The 25,058-nt window shown below is 42.9% G+C and carries 20 protein-coding genes; 12 read left to right on the top strand and 8 right to left on the bottom strand.

Annotation, left to right across the window (positions count from 1 at the left end):
- Window positions 1–248: 248 nt before the first annotated feature.
- The 3 genes from FC98_RS08685 to FC98_RS08675 all read left to right on the top strand — a co-directional run bounded on the left by FC98_RS08685 (window position 249) and on the right by FC98_RS08675 (window position 3,164).
- Window positions 249–1,397 carry an AbrB/MazE/SpoVT family DNA-binding domain-containing protein gene (locus FC98_RS08685; RefSeq protein ID WP_008857125.1) on the top strand — a complete coding sequence of 383 codons (1,149 nt, stop codon included), beginning with the start codon at window positions 249–251 and terminating at the stop codon, window positions 1,395–1,397.
- Between the two features lie 26 nt (window positions 1,398–1,423).
- The gene (locus FC98_RS08680; protein ID WP_008857124.1) at window positions 1,424–1,912 is read left to right on the top strand and encodes an 8-oxo-dGTP diphosphatase; all 489 of its coding nucleotides are present in this window, start codon (window positions 1,424–1,426) and stop codon (window positions 1,910–1,912) included.
- 349 nt (window positions 1,913–2,261) lie between these two features.
- Window positions 2,262–3,164 carry a diacylglycerol/lipid kinase family protein gene (locus FC98_RS08675; RefSeq protein WP_008857123.1) on the top strand — a complete coding sequence of 301 codons (903 nt, stop codon included), beginning with the start codon at window positions 2,262–2,264 and terminating at the stop codon, window positions 3,162–3,164.
- A 114-nt stretch (window positions 3,165–3,278) separates the two neighbouring features.
- Here FC98_RS08675 and FC98_RS14860 read toward each other — a convergent pair whose 3' ends face one another.
- The 7 genes from FC98_RS14860 to FC98_RS08645 all read right to left on the bottom strand — a co-directional run bounded on the left by FC98_RS14860 (window position 3,279) and on the right by FC98_RS08645 (window position 11,703).
- Complete coding sequence (locus FC98_RS14860) at window positions 3,279–3,443, bottom strand: hypothetical protein (protein ID WP_008857122.1); 165 nt, start codon at window positions 3,441–3,443, stop codon at window positions 3,279–3,281.
- A 37-nt stretch (window positions 3,444–3,480) separates the two neighbouring features.
- Entirely contained in the window at window positions 3,481–5,199 is a 1,719-nt protein-coding gene (locus FC98_RS08670; protein ID WP_156637260.1) for a DUF5776 domain-containing protein, read from the bottom strand.
- A 183-nt stretch (window positions 5,200–5,382) separates the two neighbouring features.
- Window positions 5,383–6,828 (bottom strand): NAD-dependent succinate-semialdehyde dehydrogenase, encoded by a 1,446-nt coding sequence (locus FC98_RS08665; protein ID WP_054655144.1) that lies wholly within the window; start codon window positions 6,826–6,828, stop codon window positions 5,383–5,385.
- Window positions 6,829–7,086: 258 nt separating this feature from the next.
- Window positions 7,087–8,442, bottom strand: coding sequence for an MFS transporter (locus FC98_RS08660; RefSeq protein ID WP_056949449.1), 1,356 nt, complete (start codon window positions 8,440–8,442; stop codon window positions 7,087–7,089).
- Window positions 8,443–8,970: 528 nt separating this feature from the next.
- Complete coding sequence (locus FC98_RS08655) at window positions 8,971–9,417, bottom strand: universal stress protein (RefSeq protein WP_008857112.1); 447 nt, start codon at window positions 9,415–9,417, stop codon at window positions 8,971–8,973.
- Between the two features lie 67 nt (window positions 9,418–9,484).
- Window positions 9,485–11,059 (bottom strand): Nramp family divalent metal transporter, encoded by a 1,575-nt coding sequence (locus FC98_RS08650; protein WP_054655146.1) that lies wholly within the window; start codon window positions 11,057–11,059, stop codon window positions 9,485–9,487.
- A 173-nt stretch (window positions 11,060–11,232) separates the two neighbouring features.
- Window positions 11,233–11,703 (bottom strand): MarR family winged helix-turn-helix transcriptional regulator, encoded by a 471-nt coding sequence (locus FC98_RS08645; RefSeq protein ID WP_054655148.1) that lies wholly within the window; start codon window positions 11,701–11,703, stop codon window positions 11,233–11,235.
- A gap of 487 nt (window positions 11,704–12,190) precedes the next feature.
- On the opposite strand from FC98_RS08645, the gene FC98_RS08640 reads away from it, so the two are divergent.
- From FC98_RS08640 to FC98_RS08630, 3 genes are all read left to right on the top strand, one after another.
- Complete coding sequence (locus tag FC98_RS08640) at window positions 12,191–12,784, top strand: NAD(P)H-dependent oxidoreductase (RefSeq protein WP_040471842.1); 594 nt, start codon at window positions 12,191–12,193, stop codon at window positions 12,782–12,784.
- A gap of 104 nt (window positions 12,785–12,888) precedes the next feature.
- The gene (locus FC98_RS08635) at window positions 12,889–14,037 is read left to right on the top strand and encodes a glycoside hydrolase family 3 protein (RefSeq protein WP_155805160.1); all 1,149 of its coding nucleotides are present in this window, start codon (window positions 12,889–12,891) and stop codon (window positions 14,035–14,037) included.
- A 16-nt stretch (window positions 14,038–14,053) separates the two neighbouring features.
- Entirely contained in the window at window positions 14,054–14,929 is an 876-nt protein-coding gene (locus tag FC98_RS08630; protein ID WP_008857685.1) for a tyrosine-protein phosphatase, read from the top strand.
- A 56-nt stretch (window positions 14,930–14,985) separates the two neighbouring features.
- Here FC98_RS08630 and FC98_RS08625 read toward each other — a convergent pair whose 3' ends face one another.
- Complete coding sequence (locus FC98_RS08625) at window positions 14,986–16,353, bottom strand: FAD-binding oxidoreductase (RefSeq protein WP_008857686.1); 1,368 nt, start codon at window positions 16,351–16,353, stop codon at window positions 14,986–14,988.
- 1,076 nt (window positions 16,354–17,429) lie between these two features.
- Between FC98_RS08625 and FC98_RS08620 the strand changes: the two genes are divergently transcribed.
- From FC98_RS08620 to metF, 6 genes are all read left to right on the top strand, one after another.
- The gene (locus tag FC98_RS08620) at window positions 17,430–18,338 is read left to right on the top strand and encodes a PLP-dependent cysteine synthase family protein (protein WP_008857687.1); all 909 of its coding nucleotides are present in this window, start codon (window positions 17,430–17,432) and stop codon (window positions 18,336–18,338) included.
- 21 nt (window positions 18,339–18,359) lie between these two features.
- Window positions 18,360–19,544, top strand: coding sequence for a trans-sulfuration enzyme family protein (locus FC98_RS08615; protein WP_054655151.1), 1,185 nt, complete (start codon window positions 18,360–18,362; stop codon window positions 19,542–19,544).
- On the top strand, window positions 19,510–20,055 hold the full coding sequence (gene epsC, locus FC98_RS08610; protein WP_008857689.1) for a serine O-acetyltransferase EpsC: 546 nt from the start codon (window positions 19,510–19,512) through the stop codon (window positions 20,053–20,055). The genes FC98_RS08615 and epsC overlap by 35 nt, the downstream gene beginning before the upstream one ends.
- Before the next feature lie 1,087 nt (window positions 20,056–21,142).
- Complete coding sequence (locus FC98_RS08605) at window positions 21,143–21,619, top strand: S-ribosylhomocysteine lyase (RefSeq protein WP_040471843.1); 477 nt, start codon at window positions 21,143–21,145, stop codon at window positions 21,617–21,619.
- Window positions 21,620–21,779: 160 nt separating this feature from the next.
- Window positions 21,780–24,065 carry a 5-methyltetrahydropteroyltriglutamate--homocysteine S-methyltransferase gene (gene metE, locus FC98_RS08600; RefSeq protein ID WP_008857692.1) on the top strand — a complete coding sequence of 762 codons (2,286 nt, stop codon included), beginning with the start codon at window positions 21,780–21,782 and terminating at the stop codon, window positions 24,063–24,065.
- On the top strand, window positions 24,043–24,909 hold the full coding sequence (gene metF, locus FC98_RS08595) for a methylenetetrahydrofolate reductase [NAD(P)H] (protein WP_008857693.1): 867 nt from the start codon (window positions 24,043–24,045) through the stop codon (window positions 24,907–24,909). Before metE ends, metF begins: the two co-directional genes overlap by 23 nt.
- The last annotated feature ends 149 nt before the right edge of the window (window positions 24,910–25,058 follow it).

The raw sequence follows: 25,058 nt of genomic DNA, 5'->3' as shown, positions 1-25,058 counted from the left end.
AGAATTTAAATCTGGGGCAATTGGCGTTTAAGCCCTAAAATTCAACTGCCGAATGCAATCATTCTAAAACCGGAATGATTGTATTTTTTTTGTTAAATTTTGGGAATCAACCGTTTGTTATCAAAAGGTGGCACCCGTTTAAAGCCGCTTGTTATTTACTGACAAGTAGCATACCATTTTATTATAGTAAAACTAGGTTAAGGGCCATTTTTGTGACCTAGTAGCCATCATTTTGAGGAGGAACACCATTGGCCGATAAGAATTTCGTTACGTTGCCAGAAAAGCTCCAGAAACAGTTAGGCGTCAAGTCAGGGAACAGCGTTGAGGTGACGTTCACCCAAGATGGCATCATTGTTAAATCACCCCAAAAGCCTATCACGATTCAAGGCAGGCGTTGGAGCACCACCGCATTAGCCGTCATTATGTCGATTGTTTTTCTAGGCTATTTTGTTATCCGCAAAACCAATTATATTCCTTTAACCGGCAATGAATCAGTCGCCACGCTCTCCCTTGGACTCACCACGTTAAGTGGCCTAATCAGCTTTTCAACCTCGTTCATCCTTCTTAAACGGCAAAAAGGCTCAGTTGTGCAAGCCGTTTCTTGGCGTAATTTTCCAACAGTCGCTTTAGCTGGTACTTTGATTAGTTTCATGCTGATGGCTGGCTTATTTTGGATCGCTGGCAATCTGTTCAAAGGGGCTACTTTTGACCTGGCAACCTCAACAGCACTATTTGCGATGATTACGATAATTGAAACGCAAACAATGGCGAATTTGGTTCCCCGACTTTCCTCGCGTTTACTTACCAATACCTTTATTGCCGTAATTGTCAGTGGCATGGTGCTAGCTATGATGAGCAATCAAAACCTGTATTGGTGGAAACGAAATTTAAGCTTTTTAGGGACTAATAACGCCAAATCTTCCTGGGAGTTTAACTTCACCCTAATTTTTGCCGGCCTCATATTGATTGCACTAATCGACTATTTATTTGTATCCCTCAAAGCGGTTTTTCCAAAGAGCCGGCAGCTATTGATTTTACGGATACTGTTAACGCTACTCGCAATTGATTTGGCATCCGTTGGCGTCTTTCCTAACAATGTTCAATTACATTCACTGCACGGAAAGGTTGCCGGTTATTTAGTCTACCTGGTGTTGGCCCTCATCGTTGGAATTAAATGGCTGCTGCCAAACGTTTCACCTGATTTCTTACATATGTCTTGGTTAATTGCCGGTGCGCTGCTTGCTGGTGAAATCTTATTCCAATTCATTGGCTATCTATCATTAACCGCCTTTGAAATCCTAGCGTTTATGCTGGCCTTTACGTGGTTAGTGATGCTGTTTGAGCGGCTAAATGATTATCTAGAGCCAATTCAAACGTACAATTACATCGTCAAATAACGTTTAAAAATTCATGAGGTGATCAAATGACTTATTCAAGAACTGAACATATCGAAATGGTTAACATGTGCATGATTTACGATAAGCAAACGGATAAAGTTTTGGTTGAGGACAAAACGGACGTTGCCTGGAAATTTGGTCACACCTTCCCTGGTGGTCACGTTGAAAAGGGGGAAAGTCTGTATGATTCAATGGTCCGTGAAGTCTTTGAAGAGACCGGTCTCCAGGTTAGTAGCCTTGAATCTTGTGGAACCGTCGAGTGGTTTAGCGACGAGCCCGCATACCGTCGAATTGGTTTCTTATATCGAACGAGTCATTTCACTGGCAAATTGAAACAATCGGACGAGGGCAAAATTTACTGGCTGCCACTCACAGATTTAAATGAGGACAATACTGCTGAAAGCTTTATGAAGATGTTAAAAATCTTTACCGATCCCCAGGCAGTTGATGCGACCTCTCCCGTCATGAACGGCTCATTGACCATAATCTCCAAACACGACTTAGAAGCTAAATAATAATATAATGATTATGAGAAATGAAGGCGTTATTTAGGAGTGATCCGTAGTCTGAAGAACCGCTCTGCAAAGCTGGAAGCGGAACATGAGTACCCTTGTCAAAAATTTCCAAGAACTAGGGATTCTGGTTTTTGCCACATTGTGGAAACATGCTACGCCAAGTAGAGACTTATCCACCAGTTTCTAACCGCCTGGATCCGCTCAGTGTTTTAGGACAGCTGCACAAAGCAGAAAGCTGCACCTAAGCCACTCCGTTCAAAAATCCAAGCCCAGGATTTCTGAACGGAGTAACTTAGGCTCCGCTTTCTAACCGCTTTGCTCCGCTCACTTTATATATTGGAGGTTCGCCATGCAAACTTACATTATTATTTACAACGGTTCCGCCGGAAAAACTGATAACGAAAAGCTGGCTCAACAGGCAAAGCAATTTCTTGAAAGTAACGGTAAAACAGTCACCCTATGCAAAACAACATCCGAGGACGACGCAATCTCAAAAGCCGCTGCCGCCGTTGCTAACTACGACTGTTTAGTAACCATTGGCGGTGACGGATCAATTAATACCGCCTGTTCAGGATTCTTAAAAGCTGGCAAAACCATCCCCTTGGGTATTATTCCAGGTGGGACGGTTAACAACTTTGCTCGGGCCCTAAGCATCCCCCTAAACACTGACGATGCTATCAAGAATCTTTTAACTGGCAAGCCTGCAGAAGTTGATTTAGGCACAGTCGGCAATACACCTATGATCAGCAGCCTCACACTGGGAAGATTAGCAGACATCGCCCGCAATATTAAGGACGACGAAAAGAAACGGTTTGGTAAAGCAATTTATTTGGTAAAGGGCTTTAAGGAACTCTTTACAAACCGGTCATATAAGTTACGAATCACAGCCAATGGTAAGACTAAAACGCTGAGGTCACAGATTCTATTAATCACAACCACTAACTCGGTGGGTGGTTACGTTGAATTCAATCCTGAAGCTTCCTATGACGACGATCATCTCCATGTCTTTATTTTAAAGAAGTTCACACTACCAAAATTATTCGCCTATGGCTCTTACTTTTTATCTGGCAACCTGAAAGATAATTCAGATGTGATGTACTTTAAATGCAAAACCCTCAAAATTGAGAACCTCTCGTCAAGGAAAATCCAAGCTAGAATCGATGGTGATCCAGCAACGAAATTACCGATTACCGTGGAAACCAAGGCAAATTTTTTAAACGTTATTATACCAAACCCCTCAGATAATAAGTAGGAATGGGGGTACTGCTACCACTAAAACAAACGGCGTCAAGTAACTGAAGGGAGATTATCTCACTCAGTTGCTTAACGCCGTTTTGATGATTCATGATGACACTATTAATAATCTTTACTTTACGTTATTAACCTTGTCCCGCTTTGACGCTTGATACTGTTTATATATCGAAAGCCCAAGCTGACCAACTGCCAGGATGATTGATAATTTGGACCAAAAACCAGTTGCTTTACCCATCTGATTACCTCCAGTAAAATGATGTGTTTGACTAATCATCATTTTACTGGAGTCCCACTTAATTACCAAATTTGAAGCTTTAAGCGTGGTCGGCGATCACTAACTTCTTGTTGGCAGTCACGTAACCGCCGTTAACTAGCATGTAGCGAGTCGTCAAGTTGTGGGTGACAATCCCTTTTGTTTTCAAGATAGTGCCTTGTGGATAGTTGCGGACCTTCCCCGTTAAATTTGGCTGTGCATAAGCATTCACACCGCGACCATTAATGACCCGAACCTTCACCCATTTCGTGACGTAATATACCGGTCGAACGAATTTAAGACTAGTGGTAATGTAGCCAACCTTACCGGCTGTTTGGCTTAAATGGTTGACATCTCGAACTTTATAACGAAGCTTACCAGTCGTTGACCGTCCATAACCGATCACGACAAACATTGGTCGTAGGCGTCGCGGTTGCTTTGAGTAACTCACTTCGACCGTTTTCCTATTGAAATTTGGTGACCGATACAGGCTAATTTTGCGAATTGCGTACACCGCTAATTTCTGAACCGTTGCCTCACTTGGCTGAATGCTGGTTTTTACTAACTGGTTAGTGTTAGTAGCCTTAGTTAAAGAACCGCGATGATCTGATTCTATCGCTGGTATTTGGCTGTCAGTCAGTTCAGCAGTCGGTTGACTGGTTGTCGGCTGGACAATTGGTACTTTAACAGCAGTCATAGCCCTCTTAACTGCTACGACGGGTGTTTCCTTAGTCTCACTCTTTTGCGAAGGTGTTGGCATCTTTGGTAATACTTGAGATGGCCTTTCTAGCGGCGTTTCCTTTTGAGCAGTTACCGATGTTTTTGCTACTTTTTGAGCCGGCACTTTCACCTGATTAACTGGTTGCGTTGGTTTTAACTGATCCGTTTTTATTTCAACTGGTTTTGGCGTTACCAAATTTGGTTGTGGTTTGTTAACTGGCATTTTAGGAACCATTACCATTGATTTAGAAGTGTTATCTATCAGCCGTGCCTGATTGGTGGTCGGTTTCTTCGGTGCTTTGGTCACCACCGGCGTCTTACTAATTACCGGCCTCTTTGGTTCACTTACTTCTTGCTTAACGACAGTTGGCTTCTCAGAAACTGTCACAGCCTTAGCTGATTCATTTTTCGCGATCGACTGAACAGCTGGCTTTTCAATCGGTAAATAATAAAACTTCACCGTATAGGTTGGATCCCTAAGTTCTTTAAATACAAAGCTAACCGATTTATCTTGATTCTTGGCGAAATATTGATTAGGAACTTCAGCATCTTGAAGACGATAACCTACAATTTCTTTTGGAATCAAGGTTACGTGATCGGCATAGTGCAATGTCTTCGTATCCGAAGAAATCGTGTAGCCCTTTTGGCTGTCCACATAATTAATATTGACGGTTGCGGTATACAACCCCGTACTTTGTCTTCGATACCTTAGCTTCATTGGGTGGGATTGATCACCGCCACTATTTGGAACTGTAGGGATTGCATCCCCCGTCAATACATAGTCTCTAATAACCGGCGCTTCAAATGAACGTCCCGGAACGCCCCGCATCGCGATTGGGCCAACGCCAGGAACATCGGCCCAGCTACCATCACGATCCAACTGATATTGCGGTTGAACGTAAAAGGTAACCGCCTTTTCAACGGTGCTTGTTTCTTCGGCAGCAGCCGGCATTGTCGGTGCTTGTATGAACAGCCAACTACTAGCTGCTACTAATACGATCGGTGCCCAAAGTCTCAATAAGCCATTTCTTTGGATCAATCCATTATGATTCTTGTTCACATCCATTCCCCTATTCCTTTTTTTATTTCGAAGGAGCCTCATTGTCCCTCTATGGAGTATATACGGAAATAAACTCGACTATTTTTTTAAAATAGTTAAAAAAGGCCAAAAAAATTCGTCAGAGATTATTTTCCCTGACGAATTTTACTTGAACAAACTAGTAGCAGGCAACTTTAACGCCCGCTATTTAGTTTTGCTCATTTTCTTAGGTTGTGGATCCATTGCGACCAACCCACCAGCTAAATTATCCATGTTTGGCTTAGCAGTTTTCACAATCAACTGTTGATTAATAAAGGCTTCTTCACCAATGTGGCTCATTTCACGGCCATAGCCTGAAAGTTTAACCCCGCCAAATGGTAATTCTGGCAATGTTGACATGAAGTTATTAACAAATACCATACCCGTTTCGATTTGGGAAGCAACTTCAGCACCGTGATCTTCATCACCAGCAAAGACAATGCCACCAAGGCCATAAGGGTTATCATTGGCAAGATCAACGGCTTCTTGTTCGCTGTGAACCTTGTAAACGCAAGCAATTGGGCCAAACAACTCAGTGTCATATGCTGGATTACTCTTGCTGATATTGGTTAAGATTGTTGGCTTGAAGAATTGCCCTGGCAAATCAATTGGTTCATTCCCATACTCAACCTTGGCACCAGCTGCAATGGCTTCATCCAATTGTCCTTGAAGCTTGTTCTTCGCTTTTTCCGTGTTCATTGGTGCAAGTGAAGTTGCAGGATCCAGTGGATCACCTGGCTGAACTTTACTGAATTTATCTTTGAGAGTATCAACAAATTCATCGTAAACGTTATCCATGACAATAAACCGCTTGGATGATGTACATACTTGACCAGTATTGTAAAGACGTGCTCGCCATGCAATATCAGCAACATCGTCCATATTGGCATCCCCGAGAACAATGAATGGATCCATACCACCAAGTTCCATCGTGTTCTTTTTAAGGTTCTTGCCGGCAACTTCGGCAACAGCTGTTCCACCACGCTCAGAACCAGTTAATGCAACACCTTGAACCCGTGGATCAGCAATTGCTTCGCCAACTTGATCATAACTCAAGAACAAATTAGTCAATGAACCCTTTGGTGCCCCGGATTCAGCAACAACATTGCAAAACATTTGAGCGGAAGTTGGTGTGTTAGCAGCATGTTTCAAAATCATGGTATTTCCAACCATGAAGTTAGGGGCAAACACCCGCATGATTTGATAGTATGGGAAGTTCCATGGCTCGACCATCATGATTACGCCAGTTGCATGCTTTTGAATTTCGGCATGACCAGTTGCGATCGTATCCACTTCTTCTGGCTGAAGCAGTTCCTCACCATGATCAGCAAACCAATCAGCAATAATCGCAACTAATTCAACTTCACCTTTAGATTCACCGATTAGTTTCCCCATATCAATGGTACAGGCTTTAGCAAGTTCATCTTCATGTTCACGTAACTTAGCAGCAACGTTATGCAGAATCTTTGCCCTTTCAGAAATTGGTTGTTTCTTCATTGCACGATAAGTGGCGTCACTTTCGGCAAGTGCTTCTCCAAGTTGAATATCTGTTGCAAAAGGATACTCCTTAACAACTTCATTATTGTAAGGATTAACAGTTCGATAAGCCATTATACAACCTCCTATTATTGAGCCACACAACATTAAACTTTTAAATAACAAAGCAACCAGAAAGGTACTTCGTGGTTGCCTGTTATCGACCATAAATAGTTTATGAAGGATTTAAGGTATCCAGTCTTGAATGACCTTTTATCATCCAAAAAAAGAATACCATATTTTGAAAGCGAGTACAACAACTCATATTGTGATTTTCAAAACATTCTAAGTATTCAATTATAGATAGAATTTGAAATGAAAATAGCTTACATTTCACAAATGCGATTCTGTTCCCCTTTTCGTCGTATCTTTAATTTTGAAGACCAATAAAATGGCAATCATTTCAAGAATGAGAAAAGTTAAAAAGACACCGTTGAAATTCTTTTCACCCAAAACAACCGTTGCCAACACAATGGCAGTTGATCCCATTATTTGGCGAACCGTTGCAATCACCGATGAACCGTGCGGAATCAAATTATTGGTTAACGAATTGGCCCCCAACGTTGTCGCCGGCATCATCGCAAAGGCATTCCCGGCTTCAATGATCATTGAGCAAACAACGGCAACCCAAACATTCTTCAAGCCCGCACAAATCAGCAAAGCACCCCAACCAATGATAAACAAGCCAAAGCCAATCAAAATTACAGGTTTGAATCCGATCCGATCTGCTAAGCGACCACTTCTTCGATTCAACCAAGATAAAAAGGCTGCCGCTGGAACCAGTGCCAATCCTGACCAAAGTGGGGTCAACCCGATCACCTGTTGGTAATACAGCGGCATCACAATTGTAACGGTAATCAACGACATATAGGATAAGGATGTCAACGCCACCCCTAAATCAAAGTTAGGAATCGCTAAAATATCTAGCCTGAGTAATGGGGCTTTCATGTGTAACTGCCGGCGAACGAACATCACTAACAAAATCAGTGAAACCACTAATATCCCCCAGTTAAAGTAATTAGTCGGGGTCATATGTGAGATTTCATTAATAAAGTAGAGCAATCCAATAATGCCAAGTGACATGAAAACAGAAATAAAGTCGAAACTAGTCGAGTGAATTTTCAACGGGCTCACAACTGTTTTCAAAGCCATGAAAAAGACGACCGCTAAGACTAATAAAAAGAACCCAAAAATTGCCTGCCAATTAAGAATCTCCAATAAAACACCAGACACGATTGGGCCAACTGCCAATGCCGATCCCATGACTAAGCCGACCGTACCCATCACGGTGCCGCGATTAGCCGTGGGCGTGATCTCTAGGATAATCGACTGGTAAGATGGGAACAGCACACCGACACTAAAACCTTCCATAAGTCGGCCAACCATCATTATTAAAAAATTTGGTGCAAAAATGATAATTAAAGTTCCGATGACAAAATTAATCAGTAAGGACAAATATAATGGCTTAAATTTAAAATTATTCATTAACCATGGTGATAGTGGCATTACCACTGACATAATTAACATGAAGCCAGTCGTTAACCACGCAATGGTACTGGCTGGCAAATTAAAGTACTTCATAAACGTCGGGTAAGCCGTTGATAACGAAGATTGGCTAATTGACATCGTAAAGGTTCCAAGCAACAAAGTCGCAATGAACCACTTACGGCTTTTTTCAGTTAATTCCATTGTAAAGATCCCCCCATGAGTTAGTTAATAAAAGGACTGCTACAAAACGTTGCTGTTTTGTTGGCAGTCCTTGAGTGAAAATCAGTGATTAATGTTACGGATTGGCTAATTCTTTGTGTCATAAAGCACGTATATCTGCCTTAATTAACACAAGATAAGTAGCATATAGGTGAAACAAATGCTTAGAATGCTTGTTTGAACTAGTGAGCGGTCTATTTCTGGATAGACTTTGTTCTGGTTTGCGAGAAAAATAATTAGTTGTAAAGGCCTCAAATCAGGATCATCGGTTCACCTAGTAGTCTTTCTATCTCTATATAGAGTAGGACAGCTCCGCAAAGCAGAGACTTGCACCTAAGCCTTCCCCGCCAAAAATCCAAAACCGGGCTAATCTTTTATGCTTCATAGATTAGGACCGCTCCGCAAAGCAGAAGCTTGCACATAAGTTACCTTGGTCAAAAATCCCAAGCCCAGGGATTTCTGACCAAGGTAACTTATGCTCCAGCTTCTAACCGCTTTGCTCCGCTCACTCTATCTTACAATCATCACCGAGATTGGCGAATACTTGGCCATATAAGCTGCCTGTGAACCAAAGTATTTTCTGACGCCGGTTTTGGACAGTGACCCAACAATCAGCAAATCTGCTTTCGTCGCCGGAATCACTCGTTTGACAATAGTTTCGCCAGGGTCACCTTCATCAATGACCGTATCAACTTCCTTAACCCCGGCTCTTAAGGCGAGCTGGCGGTATTTTTCAATATGTTCAGCCAATTCTTTTCGTTCGCCGTGAACATAATCCTTACTTAATGCTTGATAAATATTCATTTCATCGTGTTCCAAAATTGATACGATAATCAACCGCGCGTTGGATTGACGCGCTTCTCTAATTGCATATCGAAATGCCAACTGGGCATCTTCTGAATCATCGACACCAACTAAAATTCGTTCAAACTTTTGGCCACCTGTCGTACTTGGCATTTTTAAACATCCCTTTCATTCTTCATCGTTTAATATTCTCGGCACCCTTTTATTATACCTTTTTATTCTATTCTTCACGAGCTGCTTCAAACTTAGCCTGAAGCTTTTTATTAGTCTTATGAATATCCCAAATCATCCAAGCTAGGAGTGCTAATACGAGGAAAATAACAACGTATGAAAGGTTATCGGCCATCGCAACTTGCCCCTTTGAAGCGTTATCACCCAAAAATGCTTCAAATTGACCAGGTAAGCCCTTCATATTGAGGTAGGTCAAGGCAACGACTGAAATCCAGCCAAGAATTTTAATGATCGTTGAGTTTTTGAAACGATCATGCATCTCAATCTTGTTATCAGTAAACATCAACAACGGCAGCATTGAAAACGGCAAAGCAAACGCCAAGAACACCTGAGAATTATTCATCAACGTATTTAACGCCTCATGCTGCTGAATTGGGGATTCTTTACCAGTCATCGCAACACAAATCAATACAGGAATAACTGAAATTAACCGGGTAACTAAACGCCGCATCCAAAGTGGCATGTGCATGTGAATGAAGCCTTCCATGATTACTTGACCAGTTAAAGTACCAGTAATGGTTGAGTTTTGTCCTGAAGCTAATAAAGCAACGGCAAATAGTATTGATAAAATCCCAGATTTAGCAACCGCAATTAGAACCCCGTTACTCAAAGTGGAAGGATCTGATAAAGCCTGGAACAGGCCGAAGAATGAAGGATCTTTAACGGCACCACTCTTAAAGACGGCAACCCCCATGATTAACAACAGAGAGTTAACGAAAAACGCCATTGTTAATTGGATATTTGAATCCCAAGTAGAAAAGCGAACCGTTCTCGCAACGTCTTCCTCATCACTATGATCAACTTTTCGTGTTTGGGAAACTGCAGAATGCAGATACAAATTATGAGGCATAACGGTTGCACCAATAATGCCAAGTGCACCAGTCAAAGGCGTCTGACCGCCAACATGTGGGGAAGATGAGAACGTTTCACCATTTGGGATTAATCCTTTGAAAACACCTGCCCAACTTGGATCTGATAGTGCGACTTCATAAGCAAATACAACAAAAATCACTAGAATCAAGCAAACGACAATTGCTTCAATCTTACGAAAGCCAATCTTAGTTAACAGCAATAATAGCAAAACATCAAATACGGTGATAAAAACAGAAATCACTAGCGGAATATTAAACAATAGGTATAAAGCAATGGCCGCACCAATAACTTCGGCGATATCCGTTGCCATAATTGCTAACTCCGTCAAAATCCACAATACGTACCCGAGTGACTTACTTGTCCGCGCTCGAATTGCCTGTGCTAAATCCATTTGAGTCACAATGCCCAGTTTAGCCGCCATATATTGAAGTAACATGGCAATTAAACTCGACATTAAGATAACGGACATTAACAGGTATTCAAAATTTTGACCACCGGTGATTGACGTTGACCAGTTACCAGGATCCATATACCCCACCGCAACTAAAGCGCCAGGACCAGAATATCCAAATAACGTTCGCCAAAAGCCCTTTCCTTTTGGTACAACGACGGTTCCGTTGATTTCTTCCAACGAAGGACCGTTAGCATAGTGAATCAAATGCTGCTTCTTTGGTTCTTTTTCATTTGGCATGAAAATAGCCTCCTCTATGATTGATACAAGCTTATATTATCATAGTTTTAGCTATTGTTAATTACTAATTAGGGGAACCTAACTTTCTTTTCATAAGCAGCGAAAGGTAAACTTGCTGGTATATAAACAAAGTAAGCGGTTGTAATCTTCCATCAAAATAAATGATTTATTTTTTATGATTGTCGTAACTTGTTTAGTTTTTCCAAAAATTCTCTCACAACCTGAAGATCAGCTGACGTGAATTGGTCAGTTAATCCTTGAAGTTTGTCGTTCATTTCCTGATGATAGCCTTCATGAATGGCATTGATTTCCTTTGCGAGTCGGGTTAATTGAATATACGTTTCCTTTTTATTCGCTGACTTATGAGTTTTGGTTAGCAATCCCGCAGTGGCAAGCTTATTCACGATTTTAGAAACCGCGCCTTGCGTCAAAGGCAGGCCAGCCACAATATCGGAAAGCATTGCATCTTCGCTATGCGCCACTACTTGTATGACATGGAGATCATTAATTGTTAGCCGGCTAGCCAGTTTGGTATCGATTAGTCCTGTCCCTTTAACCTGATTAAGGATTACCTGATCAATATCCCGGCTTCGAAAAATTTCGAGTTGGGCTTTAATTTGGTTTGTTAAACTAGTTGATTTCATTTTAAATTCCTCGGAATATATTTTGACATTTTCAAATGTTCTGCTATACTCATTATATTCCTTGGAATGTATTTTGAAAAGTCACTCGATTAACATTAGGACAGCTCCGCAAAGCAGAAATCTGCATGTAAGCACCTATCGAAAAAATTCCAAAACAAGGAATTTTCTCGATAGGAGACTTACACTCCGGTTTCTAACCGCTTTGCTCTGCTCACTTATTCTAGGACAGCTCCTCCAGGCAGAAGTCTGCGTATAAGCACCTCGGGTAAAAATTCCAGAACCGGGAATTCCTACCCAAGGAGACTTATACTCCGACTTCTAACCGCCTGGATCCGCTCACTTTCACTAGGACAGCTCCTCCAGGCAGCAACCTGCACGTAAGCACCTTTGGCAAAAATCCCAAAATCAGGGACTTCTGCCAAAGGAGACTTACGCTCCGGTTGCAAACCGCCTGGATCCGCTCACTTTTATTAAAGGACATTTTATTATGAAAGCAATACTTATTTTTGACCATCCATATACTTTGGCAGCTAGCGAAAACCAGCCCCACTTTAGAAGCTACAGTGCCGCGGTTGCCCAACGAACAATTAATTATTTACAAGCAAACGGTGATACCGTTGATGTCATTGACTTACACAAAGACAAATTTGACCCGGTGATGCATGCCACCGATCTTTCAAATTGGCGAACCAGGCGTTCACTTAACGACCAAGTGGATGACTACTTTAACCGACTAGCAGCCGCGGAACGAATTATTTTTGTCTTTCCCATTTGGTGGGAGGTCATGCCCGCCATGACGAAAGGATTTATCGACAAAGTCTTTAGCAAAAACCGGATTCCAAAGAACGGCCCCAGAGTGCTCTTCGCCAACCAACCCCGCATCGATATTTTTACAATTGCTGGCACCCCAACTTTCCTTTACCGGTTAAAGTATGGTAATCCAGTTATCAAATCACTTAAGCGAGGAACGTTTCAAAAAGTTGGTGTTAAAAACGTCCACTGGCACAACTTCAACGCCGAAGACAAATCGGCTGCCAAACGGACGGCTGATTTGACTCACATTCAAAAGTTCCTTAGGTAACGTCAAAAAGTTTAATAAATTAATGATACCCATAACTATTCATTCTTTTTTATCATATAATCATTATGTTGACATAATTATTATATTTAGGGAGATTGGGTAAGTTGAACATTAATCTTAAGCAGGTCGCATCATTCACAATAGTTACAGCCGTTTCGTTTGGACTAGGGATGACAATCCCTCATGCAAGCACAGACTCAATTGCGTCGGGAACTCATCCAAAGCAGACTAACGAACAAAAAATTGATAATCAAATTAAGCATATGACCCTTAACGAGAAAATCGGCCAGTTATTTGTAACCGGCGTATCAAATAATAAAGCTGCAACAAAGCACGATATCAAGAAATACCATCTTGGTGGCATTATTTTAATGGGAAACAATTTTGTTGGTAGCAAGGCTTCCTTCAAACACCGTCTTAGTAGCTATCAACGGAGTGCCAAAATTCCACTCACCATTTCAACCGATCAAGAAGGCGGCACCGTTTCACGGCTGAGCGCTAACAAACGAATTTCTGGTCACAGCTATTATTTATCCCCACAGCAGGCGCTTCATCGAGGTGGCATGAAGAAGGTGCTGTCGATGTATCGTTATCAAGCTAAGCAACTGCATTCACTGGGAATTAATTGGGACTTTGCCCCAGTCGCTGACGTTTCAATGCATAAGGGCAGTTTCATCTATGATCGCACCATTGGTAAGGGTTATGCTAAAACGTCTAAGTACATTGCCGCCAGTGTCCCCGCAATTCAAAATCAGCACGTTGCGGCAACCCTCAAGCATTTTCCAGGATATGGATCAGCCGCTGACACCCATACTGGGTCAGCAAGCGTCACCCGCTCCCTTAAATCTTTTGAGGCAAAAGACTTTCGGCCATTCAAGGCTGGCATTAAGAGCGGCGTTGATTCCGTCATGGTCACCCATATTATTTTAAAGAAAATTGATCCCCACAAACCGGCCTCTCTATCAAAGAAAGATATCCATTTACTTCGCCAGAACCTTGGGTTTAAGGGAGTGATTGTTTCAGACAGTCTCCAAATGCAAGCCGTTGGCAATTACGCAACTTCCCACCATGTTTATCGGGATGTCGCGGCATTTAAAGCCGGTAATGACGTCTTGTTAACCAGTGACTACAAGCGGGGGATCCCACAGCTCAAGCGGGCCATTGCTAAGAAGCAAGTCTCTGTTAAACAGGTCAATGCATCAGTTAAACGAATTCTAACGATGAAAGCAAAAATTGGCCTAATTAATCGCTAGTCTTTTGGAGGTTGTTATGAACGAAAAATACGTTACCCGAATGGTTTTACTGGTTGTTAGCATTATTTATTGGGGTGCGTTTCAGCCAACTCTGGTTAAAGCAAGTTCCCAATCAGTTTACGGTACCCCGGTCCATCTAACGGGAACCGTTAATACCCATGATTTAGGTGGCATCATCACAAAAAACGATCACCATATCAAAAAAGGGTTACTCATTCGTTCAGATGCTTTGTCTCACTTAACCAAGAAAGATAAATGGCAGTTAACCCAACAAAAGCACGTCGGGACTATCATTGATTTTCGGTCGGCCGGTGAGATCAAAATCGCCAAAGATCGCAATTTAAGTGGGATTATCTACCGCCATGATAGTGTAATGGCTAATCGAAACTTCGGTGTGCACACACGCCGACAATACGCAAACCAGTTAGCAAACAAGCACGCAAACAGTATGCAGCTATTCTATCAGAAAATGGTAACCAATCCCTACAGCATCAAAGCTTACCATACGTTCGCAAACCAATTATTAAATCGAAAACAGGGTGCGTACTTATACCATTGTACCTACGGCAAGGATCGGACGGGAATTGCCACAATGTTAATTCTATCTTGCTTAGGTGTTTCTAAACAAACGATCATGAAAAACTATTTAGCATCAAATAAAGCATTAAAAGCGCTGACCCATACAGAATACCGCCAACTTAAGCGGATCACTCATAATCAACGGGCATTAGCCAACTTCAAGCGCTCAAAGGCAGCCAAACGGTCCTATCTAAACGCTGCGTATCGGGCGATTGACCAACATTATGGTTCTATGAATCGTTACTTAAACGTGGCACTTGGATTATCAACTCGAAAGATCCATGCGCTAAGAACAATCTACCTAACCAAATAAAGGTTTGACAACCATTGCTGGCTGCCAAACCTTTATTTGGTTAGGTAGATCTTAATTTAAACTTTTCTACCAGGATTCAAGATATTGTTTGGATCAAATGCTTTTTTAACTTGTCGCTGTAATTCAACCACATCTGCACCAAGTTGTGGGCGTACCCATTGATATTTCAAATCGCCAATTCCATGCTCGGCTGAGATCGTTCCGCCAATGGATTGAACATACTTAAAGATCTTATTGATTGCTTCGTTGACGTCTGCTGGCGTCTCCGCATATTCCTTTGAAACGGCAAAATTAGGATGAAAGTTACCATCCCCTGCATGACCGCCCAAAAAGGCCGTTACCTTTGAAGTAAACTTCAAATTTTCAACGAAATCTGCTAATTCAGGCAACTTCGATAATGGAACGGCAACGTCTTCAACGATCAACCGGCCGTATGCTGCCTCTGCTTGGTAATAGTCTTGCCTAATTTTGATGATCTTTTTAGCGTAATCTGGATCGTCGGTAACGTTCACTTGCAAGGCGCCGGACTTTGCTAGAATTTTCTTTAACGCATCAACCGCGCCAGCTGGGGCGACGTCAAGTTGGAAAATCAATAACGATTCTGCCCCACCTTTACCTAAATCAGACTTCTCCAAGTTATCCAGCGCCTCAATCGAAGTTTTATTTAAGGCTTCCATCATGGATGGGTATAACCCACTGCCAGAGATGTTTTGCACCCCCACACTGAGTTGCTTCATGTCATTAAAGGTTGCTAACCCTGTAACTGGATTACCAAATGGAACCGGAAGCAGCTTAACCGTTGCAGCGGTAATGATGCCCAAGGTCCCTTCAGAGCCGACAAACAAATCTGTCAAATCGTATGGTGCGTTATTTTTGAAGGTTTTGCCACCTAATTCGACTAGCCTGCCATCCGCAAGCACAACCTGCAGCCCAACAACTGATTGCTTTGTCGTACCATACTTCAGCGAACTCATCCCCCCAGCGTTAGTCGCGATATTACCACCAACGGAACTAATACGCTTGGAACCGGGATCTGGTGAGAAGAAGTAACCCTGCTTTCGCACCTCATCATCAAGATCGGAATTTAAAACACCCGCTTGAACTACGGCATATTGATTGGGAATATTGATCTCTAAAATCTTATTAAGCTGAGTTAAATCAATAACAAAGCCACCCTTCTCAGCGGCTGAGCCATTAACAATAGACGTCCCAGCTCCCCGTGCCGTTACTGGAATTTGATTTTGGTTCGCAAACTTCACTGCTGCTTGAACATCTTCAACACTTTTTGCCTGAATAACCGCTAAGGGTTGACTCGTTTCTTCAATGGCTTCCGTGAACTTGTCACTACTAAGCTTACTAATTTCTTCTGGATCAGACACAATTTGACCATCTGGTAATGCTAACTCATTAATATCAACTGACATCCCGTCGCCAACTTTCTTTTTTATAGAGTGCGAATTCCCATCGGGAGTTCTCGGAGCCTAACTGGTAAATAGTCATTGAACGATGATTTTCCGTTCAGTGGTTATTTTCAGTTAGGTACAGAGAACTGATGGGTTGAGCACGTTAGAGTGCGAATACGAGCGGTTAGCAATCGGAGTGTAAGTCTCCTCTGAGGGAAATTCCCGGAGTTGGAATTTTTCTCAGAGGTGATTACACGCAGATTGTTGCTCGTCTGAGCACGTTTAATCTACATAACAGAGATATACGCATCTCACCAAACCAATATGAATCCCCACTCGCTGTTTGCTGATAATTATGAGTTTCTGATTAGAATTTGTCAATCTGCTTATCAAATTGTTTTAATGAATGATATCAAATAAGGGCTGATTCAGACAAAAGGTCCAGTCTTAGTAGCTCCTACTTCTCTTAGAAACACAAATTAAGGTTGCTTTGAAAAATCGAAGTCTGGAAGTAGGCACTTTCAAAAATTTTAAGCGTGGAGTTGCTTTCTTGGCAACATTGTGGAAACATGCTGCACCAAGCAGAGACTGGAATCTAAGATACTTCCGACTCAAACCCAAGCCCGGGGTTTAAGCCGAAAGCACCTTAGATTCCAGTCTCTAACCGCTTGGCTCCGCACTTCCTGGCAACATAGATTAGGACTGCTCCGTAAAGCAGAGACCTGCATCTAAGATACTTCCAACTCAAACCCAGGCCCGGGGTTTAAGTCGGAAGCACCTTAGACTCCGGTCTCTAACCGCTTTACTCCGCTCACTTACTTTTTCAGTTGACAAACCGGTTTCAATTGAGTATATTATGGGCAACAAATTTCGGAGGTGTCTTTATGACTCAAGTAATGTTTAATGTAATCAACAACTGTTGTCGAACAACGCGCTTTTTGCGATGTTCGGCCTGTTAGCATTGACATTTTTTGAGGCATAACGACCTTAAAAGTTCAATGCCTGCCAGGGGCATGAACTAAACAAAGGGTGCGAAAATTCAGTATGAGTTTTCGCACCCTTTTTCTATCGATTTTAAACTTAAAGAGGATGACAGCATGTTAATTAAATCAGTTTCTCAGCTAATCGGCCACACGCCACTCATCGATTTACAAATTACCATTCCCAATAACAGCCATATCTACGCCAAGCTTGAAATGTTTAATCCTGGTGGCAGTGTCAAGGATCGTTTGGGGCAGTTTATGATTCAAGCCGGCATTGATAGCGGTAAAATCACCGCTGACACCACCATCATTGAACCAACCGCAGGCAATACTGGCATCGGCATCGCCCTTGCCACTCAGCAACATCATTTACCCACGATCCTTGTTGTTCCCGAAAAATTCAGTTTCGAAAAACAGCAACTGATGAAAGCGCTGGGAGCCCGCCTTATCAATACCCCAAGCGAACTCGGCATCAAAGGGGCAATTAAAAAGGCCAATGAAATTGCCGCCGCCACCGATAACAGTTATGTCCCCATGCAATTTAAAAATCCGGCGAATCCAGCAGCCTACTACCACACACTTGCACCAGAACTAATCGTTGACCTCGACGAACCAATTACCGCCTTCATTGCTGGGGCGGGCAGTGGTGGCACATTTGCTGGCGTCACCAAATATTTAAAAGAACAAGATCCAACAACTAAGGCGATCGTCGTTGAACCAGAGGGCTCTATCTTGAATGGCGGTCCCGCCCACCCACATCGAACAGAAGGCATTGGCGTTGAATTTGTACCACCATTTTTCAAAGATATCACCATCGATCAGACCCTGACCATTTCGGATGCCGACGCTTTTAAACAGGTAAAGGCGTTAGCTAGAACCCAAGGATTATTCGTTGGCAGCTCAAGTGGTGCCGCTTTGGCAGCTAGCTTAAAAGTTGCTGAAACATTGCCACCCAATAGCAACATTGTCACCATCTTTCCAGACAGCAGCGAACGTTATCTGAGCGAAAACATTTACGACTAAAAATTAAGTGAGGTAATCATTATGGAATTTGATACAAAACTACTACACGGTGGCATCAGCGAAGACCCAGCAACTGGGGCAACCTCTATCCCAATTTACATGGCATCGACATTCCATCAAAATAAGATTGGTGAAAGCCAATATGAATACTCCCGTTCTGGTAATCCAACCAGAACAGCGGTGGAAAAGCTGATTGCGGATTTAGAAAATGGCACCGATGGTTTCGCGTTTGCGTCTGGATCAGCCGCAATTGATACGGTCTTTTCGTTATTTTCTGCCGGGGATCATTTTATTGTTGGTAATGACGTTTACGGCGGTACCTTCCGCTTGATTGACACCGTTCTAAAACGATTTGGCATGACGTTTACCGTTGTTGATACTCGCGATCTTCAAGCAGTTGAAGCCGCAATTACCCCGGCAACCAAGGCAATTTACTTGGAAACGCCAACCAACCCATTGTTGCGGGTAACTGATATTGAAGCAGTCGCGACCATTGCTAAGGATCACGGCATTTTAAGCATCATTGATAATACTTTCGCTTCCCCATACGTTCAACGGCCCTTAGAGCTGGGAGTCGATATTGTCCTGCACAGCGCTTCAAAATATTTGGGCGGCCACAGTGACGTTATTGCCGGCCTAGTTGTTACGAAAGATAAAGCTCTTGGTGAAAAAATTGGTTACTTGCAAAATGCCATTGGCGGCATCCTCGCACCCCAAGAAAGCTGGTTGCTACAGCGGGGCATCAAAACCTTGTCACTTCGTATGCGTGCCCACTTAGCGAACACCCAAGCCATTTTTGCTTATCTTAATCATGAGCCGCTCGTTAGTAAAATTTACTACCCTGGTGATCCGAACAACCCTGATTACGAAATTGCTAAGAAGCAAATGAACGGCTTTGGGGCAATGATTTCGTTTGAATTACAGCCCGGACTCGATCCCCAGAAATTTGTTGAACAACTTCACGTCATTACGTTAGCGGAAAGTTTAGGCGCGCTTGAAAGTCTTATCGAAATTCCCGCATTAATGACCCACGGCGCAATTCCCCGAGAAACCCGACTAAAGAATGGCATCAAAGACGAACTCATCCGTTTATCTGTCGGTGTTGAAGATAAAAGGGATTTATTAACGGATCTACAAGATGGTTTCAGGGTCTTGCAAGGGAGCGATCATTATGTTTCAAACGGCGCGTTCAATTCTAAAGCGTGATCCGGCTGCTCATAATTTATCAGAAGTGATTCTCACCTACCCCGGAATTCGCGCCCTATTTTGGTATCGGATTGCCCACTTTTTAGTGATTCGGCGCTTCTTTACGTTTGCAAGTTTACTAAGCCAGCATGCTGCCCACAGCACGGGCATTTCAATTTCACCAGAAGCCACCATCGGCAAACGGGTCTTTATCGACCATGGCATTGGCGTCGTTATTGGGTCAACGGCAGTGGTTGAAGATGACGTCACCATTCTGCACGGCGTTACCTTAGGGGCTCGAAAATCCGTTGCTGGCCCTCGCCATCCTCACGTTGAACGCGGTGCTTTTATTGGCGCAAACGCCCAAATTCTTGGCAACATTACCATTGGTGCGTTTAGCAAAATCGGTGCCGGCGCAATTGTCCTAACCGATGTCCCACCTAAGACAACTGCCGTTGGTAATCCCGCAAGAATCGTGGGGGTGCCGGTCGATAAGGTTGTTGAGATCGATTTTAAAAAGCATAACTATTAATCAAAGTGATTGCTGATTCTGATGAGGTAATGGGAGTTGAGTAATGGGAGTTGAGTAATGGGAGTTGATATTATGAGGATTCCCTTTTCTAGATCTCCTCCTGTAGCTGGTCTTTTTGATTAGTTTGGCGTAGGAGCGCCTGGTGTAGTAGTGATTTTTTGGATTTTGTGGTTCTCGTTTATGTAGTGGAATGGTGTTCCGTAAAGCAGAAGTCTGCACCTAAGCCACTCGGTTCAAAAATCCCAAACCCAGGGTCTTTTGACTTCTTTTCAACATAGTGGAAACGTGCGAAACCAGGTAGAAGCTTGGTTTAATAGCGATTTTTTGCATTTTATTTTGTGGTTCTCGTTTATGTAGTGGAATGGTGTTCCGTAAAGCAGAAACTTCCACATAAGCACCTCTGACAAAAATCCCCCAAAACCAGGGATTTCTGTCAGAGGAGACTTATGTTCCAGTTTCTAACCGCTTTACTACACACACTTACAAAAAAGTCGCCCCTCCAACAGGATGACAGGGCGACAGCCAGACGATGCTGGCTAACAAGATGTTCATTAATGGCTTCCTTGACAGACTCACTGGACTATTTAAAGGACAGATTTTCCAGTGGTAATTATACGTGAGGTCGTCATAAAAAGCAATTTCAAATTGATTTCTCTAAAAGAGTTGACAAGTATTAAAATTGCGATTAGTATTATCATTAAATTTTAATGCTAGTTCAAAAGTAACGCTCTGAAGAGAAGAGTAGCCAGCTAATAAAGCTTAAAGAGAATCCGGATGATGCGAAAGGATAGCTTACCCACTGGTGAATATGAACTCTGATTAGCCGCATTCAAGTTAACGCTTGGATTTGTCGGGTGCGACCGTTATATCGCCGAGTATCGAACATGGTACTTTCAGAGGTATTATTTGCAAAAATAATACGAATTCAGGGTGGTACAGCGAAACATTCGCCCCTCAATCAGATTTTCTGGTGTGAGGGACGAATGTTTTTTTATTTATCAAGAAATCATTGGAAGGGTTTTCGTGATTTCTTGCTGGCGTTAAGATAACAGTGCATCAAATAAATTTTAAGGAGATTAGATATATTATGGCAAAAGTTGAAAGTTTTACATTGGATCACACAAAGGTTAAAGCACCCTACGTTCGTTTAATTACAGAGGAGACTGGTAATAAAGGCGACGTGATTTCTAACTACGACCTTCGCTTGGTTCAACCAAACCAAAATGCCATCCCAACTGCCGGTTTACACACGATTGAACATCTACTAGCCGGCCTGCTTCGTGACCGTCTTGACGGCGTGATTGACTGCTCACCATTTGGTTGCCGAACTGGTTTTCACTTGATCACTTGGGGCGAGCACAGCACCACCGAAGTTGCCAAAGCGTTGAAGGGTTCCTTAGAAGAAATCGCTAACGACATCGAATGGAAAGACGTTCAAGGAACTGATAAGTACAGCTGCGGCAACTACCGTGACCACTCATTGTTCTCAGCAAAGGAATGGAGCAAAGATATTCTTGCAAAAGGAATCTCCGATGATCCGTTCAACAGAAACGTTGTAGATTAGTTTAAACAAACTAGTTTAAGAACTCGCACATAAACCGCCTTGGCAAGTTAATCCATTGGGAAATCGTTGCCAAAGGTGGTTGTACATAGGTTTCTGCTTCGTTGCACTGTTTTAAAAAGTACGCGTCGCAGGGCAGTTAATAACACAGGGAGGGTTTTATATGACAACAACTATTATTGGATTTCCACGAATTGGTCACCATCGTGAATTAAAGTTTGCTACAGAACATTATTGGAAGAATAAAATTGATCAGGATGAACTTTTAAACACAGCAGCTACAATCAAAGCCAATCACTGGCAAGCTCAAAAGGATGCTGGCATTGACCTCATTCCCGTTGGTGACTTTTCATTTTTTGATGGTGTCTTAGATACCGCCAACCTGCTAAATATTGTCCCAAAGCGATACAAACAACTCAACTTATCACCACTTGACGAGTATTTCGCTCAAGCACGCGGTTTTCAACAGGGAACCGAAACGGTCAAAGCTTTACCAATGAAAAAATGGTTCAACACTAACTACCATTACATTGTCCCTGAATTTTCAAAGGGCACGGATGTTAAATTAGTCGGCACCAAATTATTCGATGAAATTCAAGAAGCCTTGCAGCAAGGCGTTAACGCTAAGTCTGTCATTACTGGCCCATACACGTTGCTTAAGTTGAGCCGCTTCATTGATAGCACGAAACCAGCCGACTTTGTAGATGCGTTAGTAACCGCATATGCGCAAGTCCTTCAGCGATTAAACAAACAGGGCGTTCAATGGCTCCAAATCGACGAACCCGCCCTTAGTTTTGACGTTGATTCCGCAGATAAGAACTTATTCGACAAGTTATATCAGGGTATCTTAGCCACTAAGGGATCCGTCAAAGTATTACTTCAAAACTATTTTGGTGACATTCGTGATATCTACAATGACGTTACTAGCTTAGACTTCGATGGTATTGGCCTTGATTTCGTTGAAGGCAAATACAATGCGCAATTAGTTAACCAAAATGGCTTCCCAGCTGATAAAATCCTATTTGCCGGGATTGTCAATGGTAAAAACATCTGGCGCAACCACTACGCCACGACGCTTGCCTTTCTCAATCAACTCAATACGGATGCTAAGATTGTCTTGAGCACCTCCGCATCCCTACTACACGTCCCCTATAGCGCCGCCGATGAAACTAAATTACCTTCAGACGTTAAACAGCACTTAGCGTTTGCGATTGAAAAATTGGCTGAGGTTAAGGAGCTTGATAGTATTTATCACGACGAAACAGCTGGTCAGGCTGCTTTGGCAAAGAACGACGCCCTCTTTAAGAACGTGAAACATCCTTACAAGCAGACGGTCCACGATCGCATTGCCAAATTAACCGATGCTGACTACACTCGGCTGCCTATACGAAGCGAACGGGAAAAGATTCAAAAGCAGGAATTCAACCTACCAATTTTGCCAACAACGACAATTGGCTCTTTCCCTCAGACTAAGGATGTCCGTCAAAACCGGTCTAAACTTCGTAAGGGTGAAATTACCCGTGAAGAATATGATCAATTCAATGAAGATAAAATCCGCCGAATCATCAAAATTCAAGAGGATCTCGGCTTAGATGTCCTGGTTCACGGTGAATATGAACGTAACGACATGGTCGAATACTTTGGTGAGAAACTTGACGGCTTTGTCTTCACCCAAAATGGCTGGGTTCAATCATATGGAACTCGTGGTGTAAAGCCGCCAATTATTTGGGGCGATATCAACCGAACAGCGCCAATTACCGTAAAGGCTTCCGTATTCGCTAAGAACCTCACTGATAAACCCGTGAAGGGCATGTTAACCGGACCGGTAACCATTTTTAACTGGTCATTCCCCCGAGAAGACGTGACGCCCAAGGAATCCGTTACTCAAATTGCCTTAGCCCTTCAAGATGAAGTTCTTGACCTGGAAAAGAACGACATCAAAATTATTCAAATTGACGAACCGGCACTTCGGGAAAACTTGCCACTGCGAAAATCCAATTGGTATTCAGAGTACTTGGATTGGGCAGTTCCAGCCTTCCGACTCGTTCACAGCAAGGTTCAGCCAAGCACCCAGATTCATACCCATATGTGTTATAGCGAATTCGGTGACATTATTAAGGCCATTGATGCCCTGGACGCAGACGTTATCTCATTTGAAGCTTCCCGAGCTGATTTCACCTTGATTGACCAACTGGTAGCCGCCAACTTTCAAACGGAAGTCGGCCCTGGCGTCTACGATATTCACTCGCCAAGAATCCCATCAGAACAGGAAGTTGAAGACTTAATCAAACAATTAGTAACCAAACTACCAGTCGAAAAGGTCTGGATTAATCCTGATTGTGGGTTAAAGACCCGTTCTGAAGACGAAGCATTTGAAAGTCTAAGGAACATCGTCAATGCAACTAAGAAAGTTAGGAGTGTGATTCATGAGCCTAACAGCGTTGTTTAAACAAAAGACTGTCTTTTCGTTGGAAGTATTTCCACCCAAGAAAACATCACCCACTGCGGCTATTTTGCCAACGCTTGAACAATTACAATCGATTAATCCTGACTTTATTTCGGTAACCTTGGGAGCCGGTGGCACGGATCATTACAACGGGACCGTTTCAGTCGCTGACTTGATTCAAAACCAGCTCCATATTCCTGCCGTGGCTCACGTGCCTGGGCTCTACCAAACTAAGCAACAGGTTCTCGATCTCTTAGACAAATTAAGCTCGATCAATATTGAAAATGTCCTAGCCCTGCGAGGCGATCGAATTCCAGACAAGCAGCCAGCTGGTGATTTCAACCATGCCAACGAACTGGTTGCGTTCATCAAACAAAACCGTCCCAATTTCAGCATCGCCAGTGCGTGTTATCCAAATTGCCACACTGAAGCTGTGGACTTCGTTGACGATATTGGCAACTTAAAGCGGAAAGTGGATGCAGGCGTCGACCATTTGATCACCCAACTATTCTTTGATAATCAAGCTTTCTATGACTTTAAAGAAAAAACTGAGATTGCTGGGATCAACGTGCCGATTGAGGCGGGGATTATGCCCTGTACCAATCGGAACCAAATTGCTAGAATCACTCAAATTTCTGGGGTCCCATTGCCAAAGAAATTTCGGGCAATTATGGATCGGTATCAGGATAACAAGGAAGCAATGAGAGACGCCGGAATTGCATTCGCCGTCGATCAGATTATCGACCTGGTATCCCAAGGGGTTGATGGCATCCATTTGTATTCGATGAATCATGCCGGAATTGCTAGGCAGATTTGGGAAGAGACTCATTCGGTTATAGAAGCCTAGTAAAGAGTGCGCGTAGCAAAGCGGTTAGAGACCGGAGTCTAAGGTGCTTTCGGCTTAAACCCCGGGCTTGGGTTTGAGTCGGAAGTTCCTTAGATGCAGGTCTCTGCTTTGCGGAGCGGTCCTAATCTGTGTTGCCAGCAAAGAGCGTG

This window comes from Lentilactobacillus kisonensis DSM 19906 = JCM 15041 (genome assembly GCF_001434135.1).
GTDB lineage: Bacteria > Bacillota > Bacilli > Lactobacillales > Lactobacillaceae > Lentilactobacillus > Lentilactobacillus kisonensis.
This window is presented reverse-complemented; position numbering and strand designations above follow the sequence as displayed.

What these genes read in the sequence shown, in the direction of transcription:
- FC98_RS08680 (WP_008857124.1), top strand. Translation starts at nt 1,424, where the DNA reads ATGACTTATTCAAGAACTGAACATATCGAAATGGTTAACATGTGCATG.
- FC98_RS08675 (WP_008857123.1), top strand. Translation starts at nt 2,262, where the DNA reads ATGCAAACTTACATTATTATTTACAACGGTTCCGCCGGAAAAACTGAT.
- FC98_RS14860 (WP_008857122.1), bottom strand. Translation starts at nt 3,443, where the DNA reads ATGATGATTAGTCAAACACATCATTTTACTGGAGGTAATCAGATGGGT.
- FC98_RS08665 (WP_054655144.1), bottom strand. Translation starts at nt 6,828, where the DNA reads ATGGCTTATCGAACTGTTAATCCTTACAATAATGAAGTTGTTAAGGAG.
- FC98_RS08660 (WP_056949449.1), bottom strand. Translation starts at nt 8,442, where the DNA reads ATGGAATTAACTGAAAAAAGCCGTAAGTGGTTCATTGCGACTTTGTTG.
- FC98_RS08655 (WP_008857112.1), bottom strand. Translation starts at nt 9,417, where the DNA reads ATGCCAAGTACGACAGGTGGCCAAAAGTTTGAACGAATTTTAGTTGGT.
- FC98_RS08650 (WP_054655146.1), bottom strand. Translation starts at nt 11,059, where the DNA reads ATGCCAAATGAAAAAGAACCAAAGAAGCAGCATTTGATTCACTATGCT.
- FC98_RS08645 (WP_054655148.1), bottom strand. Translation starts at nt 11,703, where the DNA reads ATGAAATCAACTAGTTTAACAAACCAAATTAAAGCCCAACTCGAAATT.
- FC98_RS08640 (WP_040471842.1), top strand. Translation starts at nt 12,191, where the DNA reads ATGAAAGCAATACTTATTTTTGACCATCCATATACTTTGGCAGCTAGC.
- FC98_RS08630 (WP_008857685.1), top strand. Translation starts at nt 14,054, where the DNA reads ATGAACGAAAAATACGTTACCCGAATGGTTTTACTGGTTGTTAGCATT.
- FC98_RS08625 (WP_008857686.1), bottom strand. Translation starts at nt 16,353, where the DNA reads ATGTCAGTTGATATTAATGAGTTAGCATTACCAGATGGTCAAATTGTG.
- FC98_RS08620 (WP_008857687.1), top strand. Translation starts at nt 17,430, where the DNA reads ATGTTAATTAAATCAGTTTCTCAGCTAATCGGCCACACGCCACTCATC.
- FC98_RS08615 (WP_054655151.1), top strand. Translation starts at nt 18,360, where the DNA reads ATGGAATTTGATACAAAACTACTACACGGTGGCATCAGCGAAGACCCA.
- epsC (WP_008857689.1), top strand. Translation starts at nt 19,510, where the DNA reads ATGTTTCAAACGGCGCGTTCAATTCTAAAGCGTGATCCGGCTGCTCAT.
- FC98_RS08605 (WP_040471843.1), top strand. Translation starts at nt 21,143, where the DNA reads ATGGCAAAAGTTGAAAGTTTTACATTGGATCACACAAAGGTTAAAGCA.
- metE (WP_008857692.1), top strand. Translation starts at nt 21,780, where the DNA reads ATGACAACAACTATTATTGGATTTCCACGAATTGGTCACCATCGTGAA.
- metF (WP_008857693.1), top strand. Translation starts at nt 24,043, where the DNA reads ATGAGCCTAACAGCGTTGTTTAAACAAAAGACTGTCTTTTCGTTGGAA.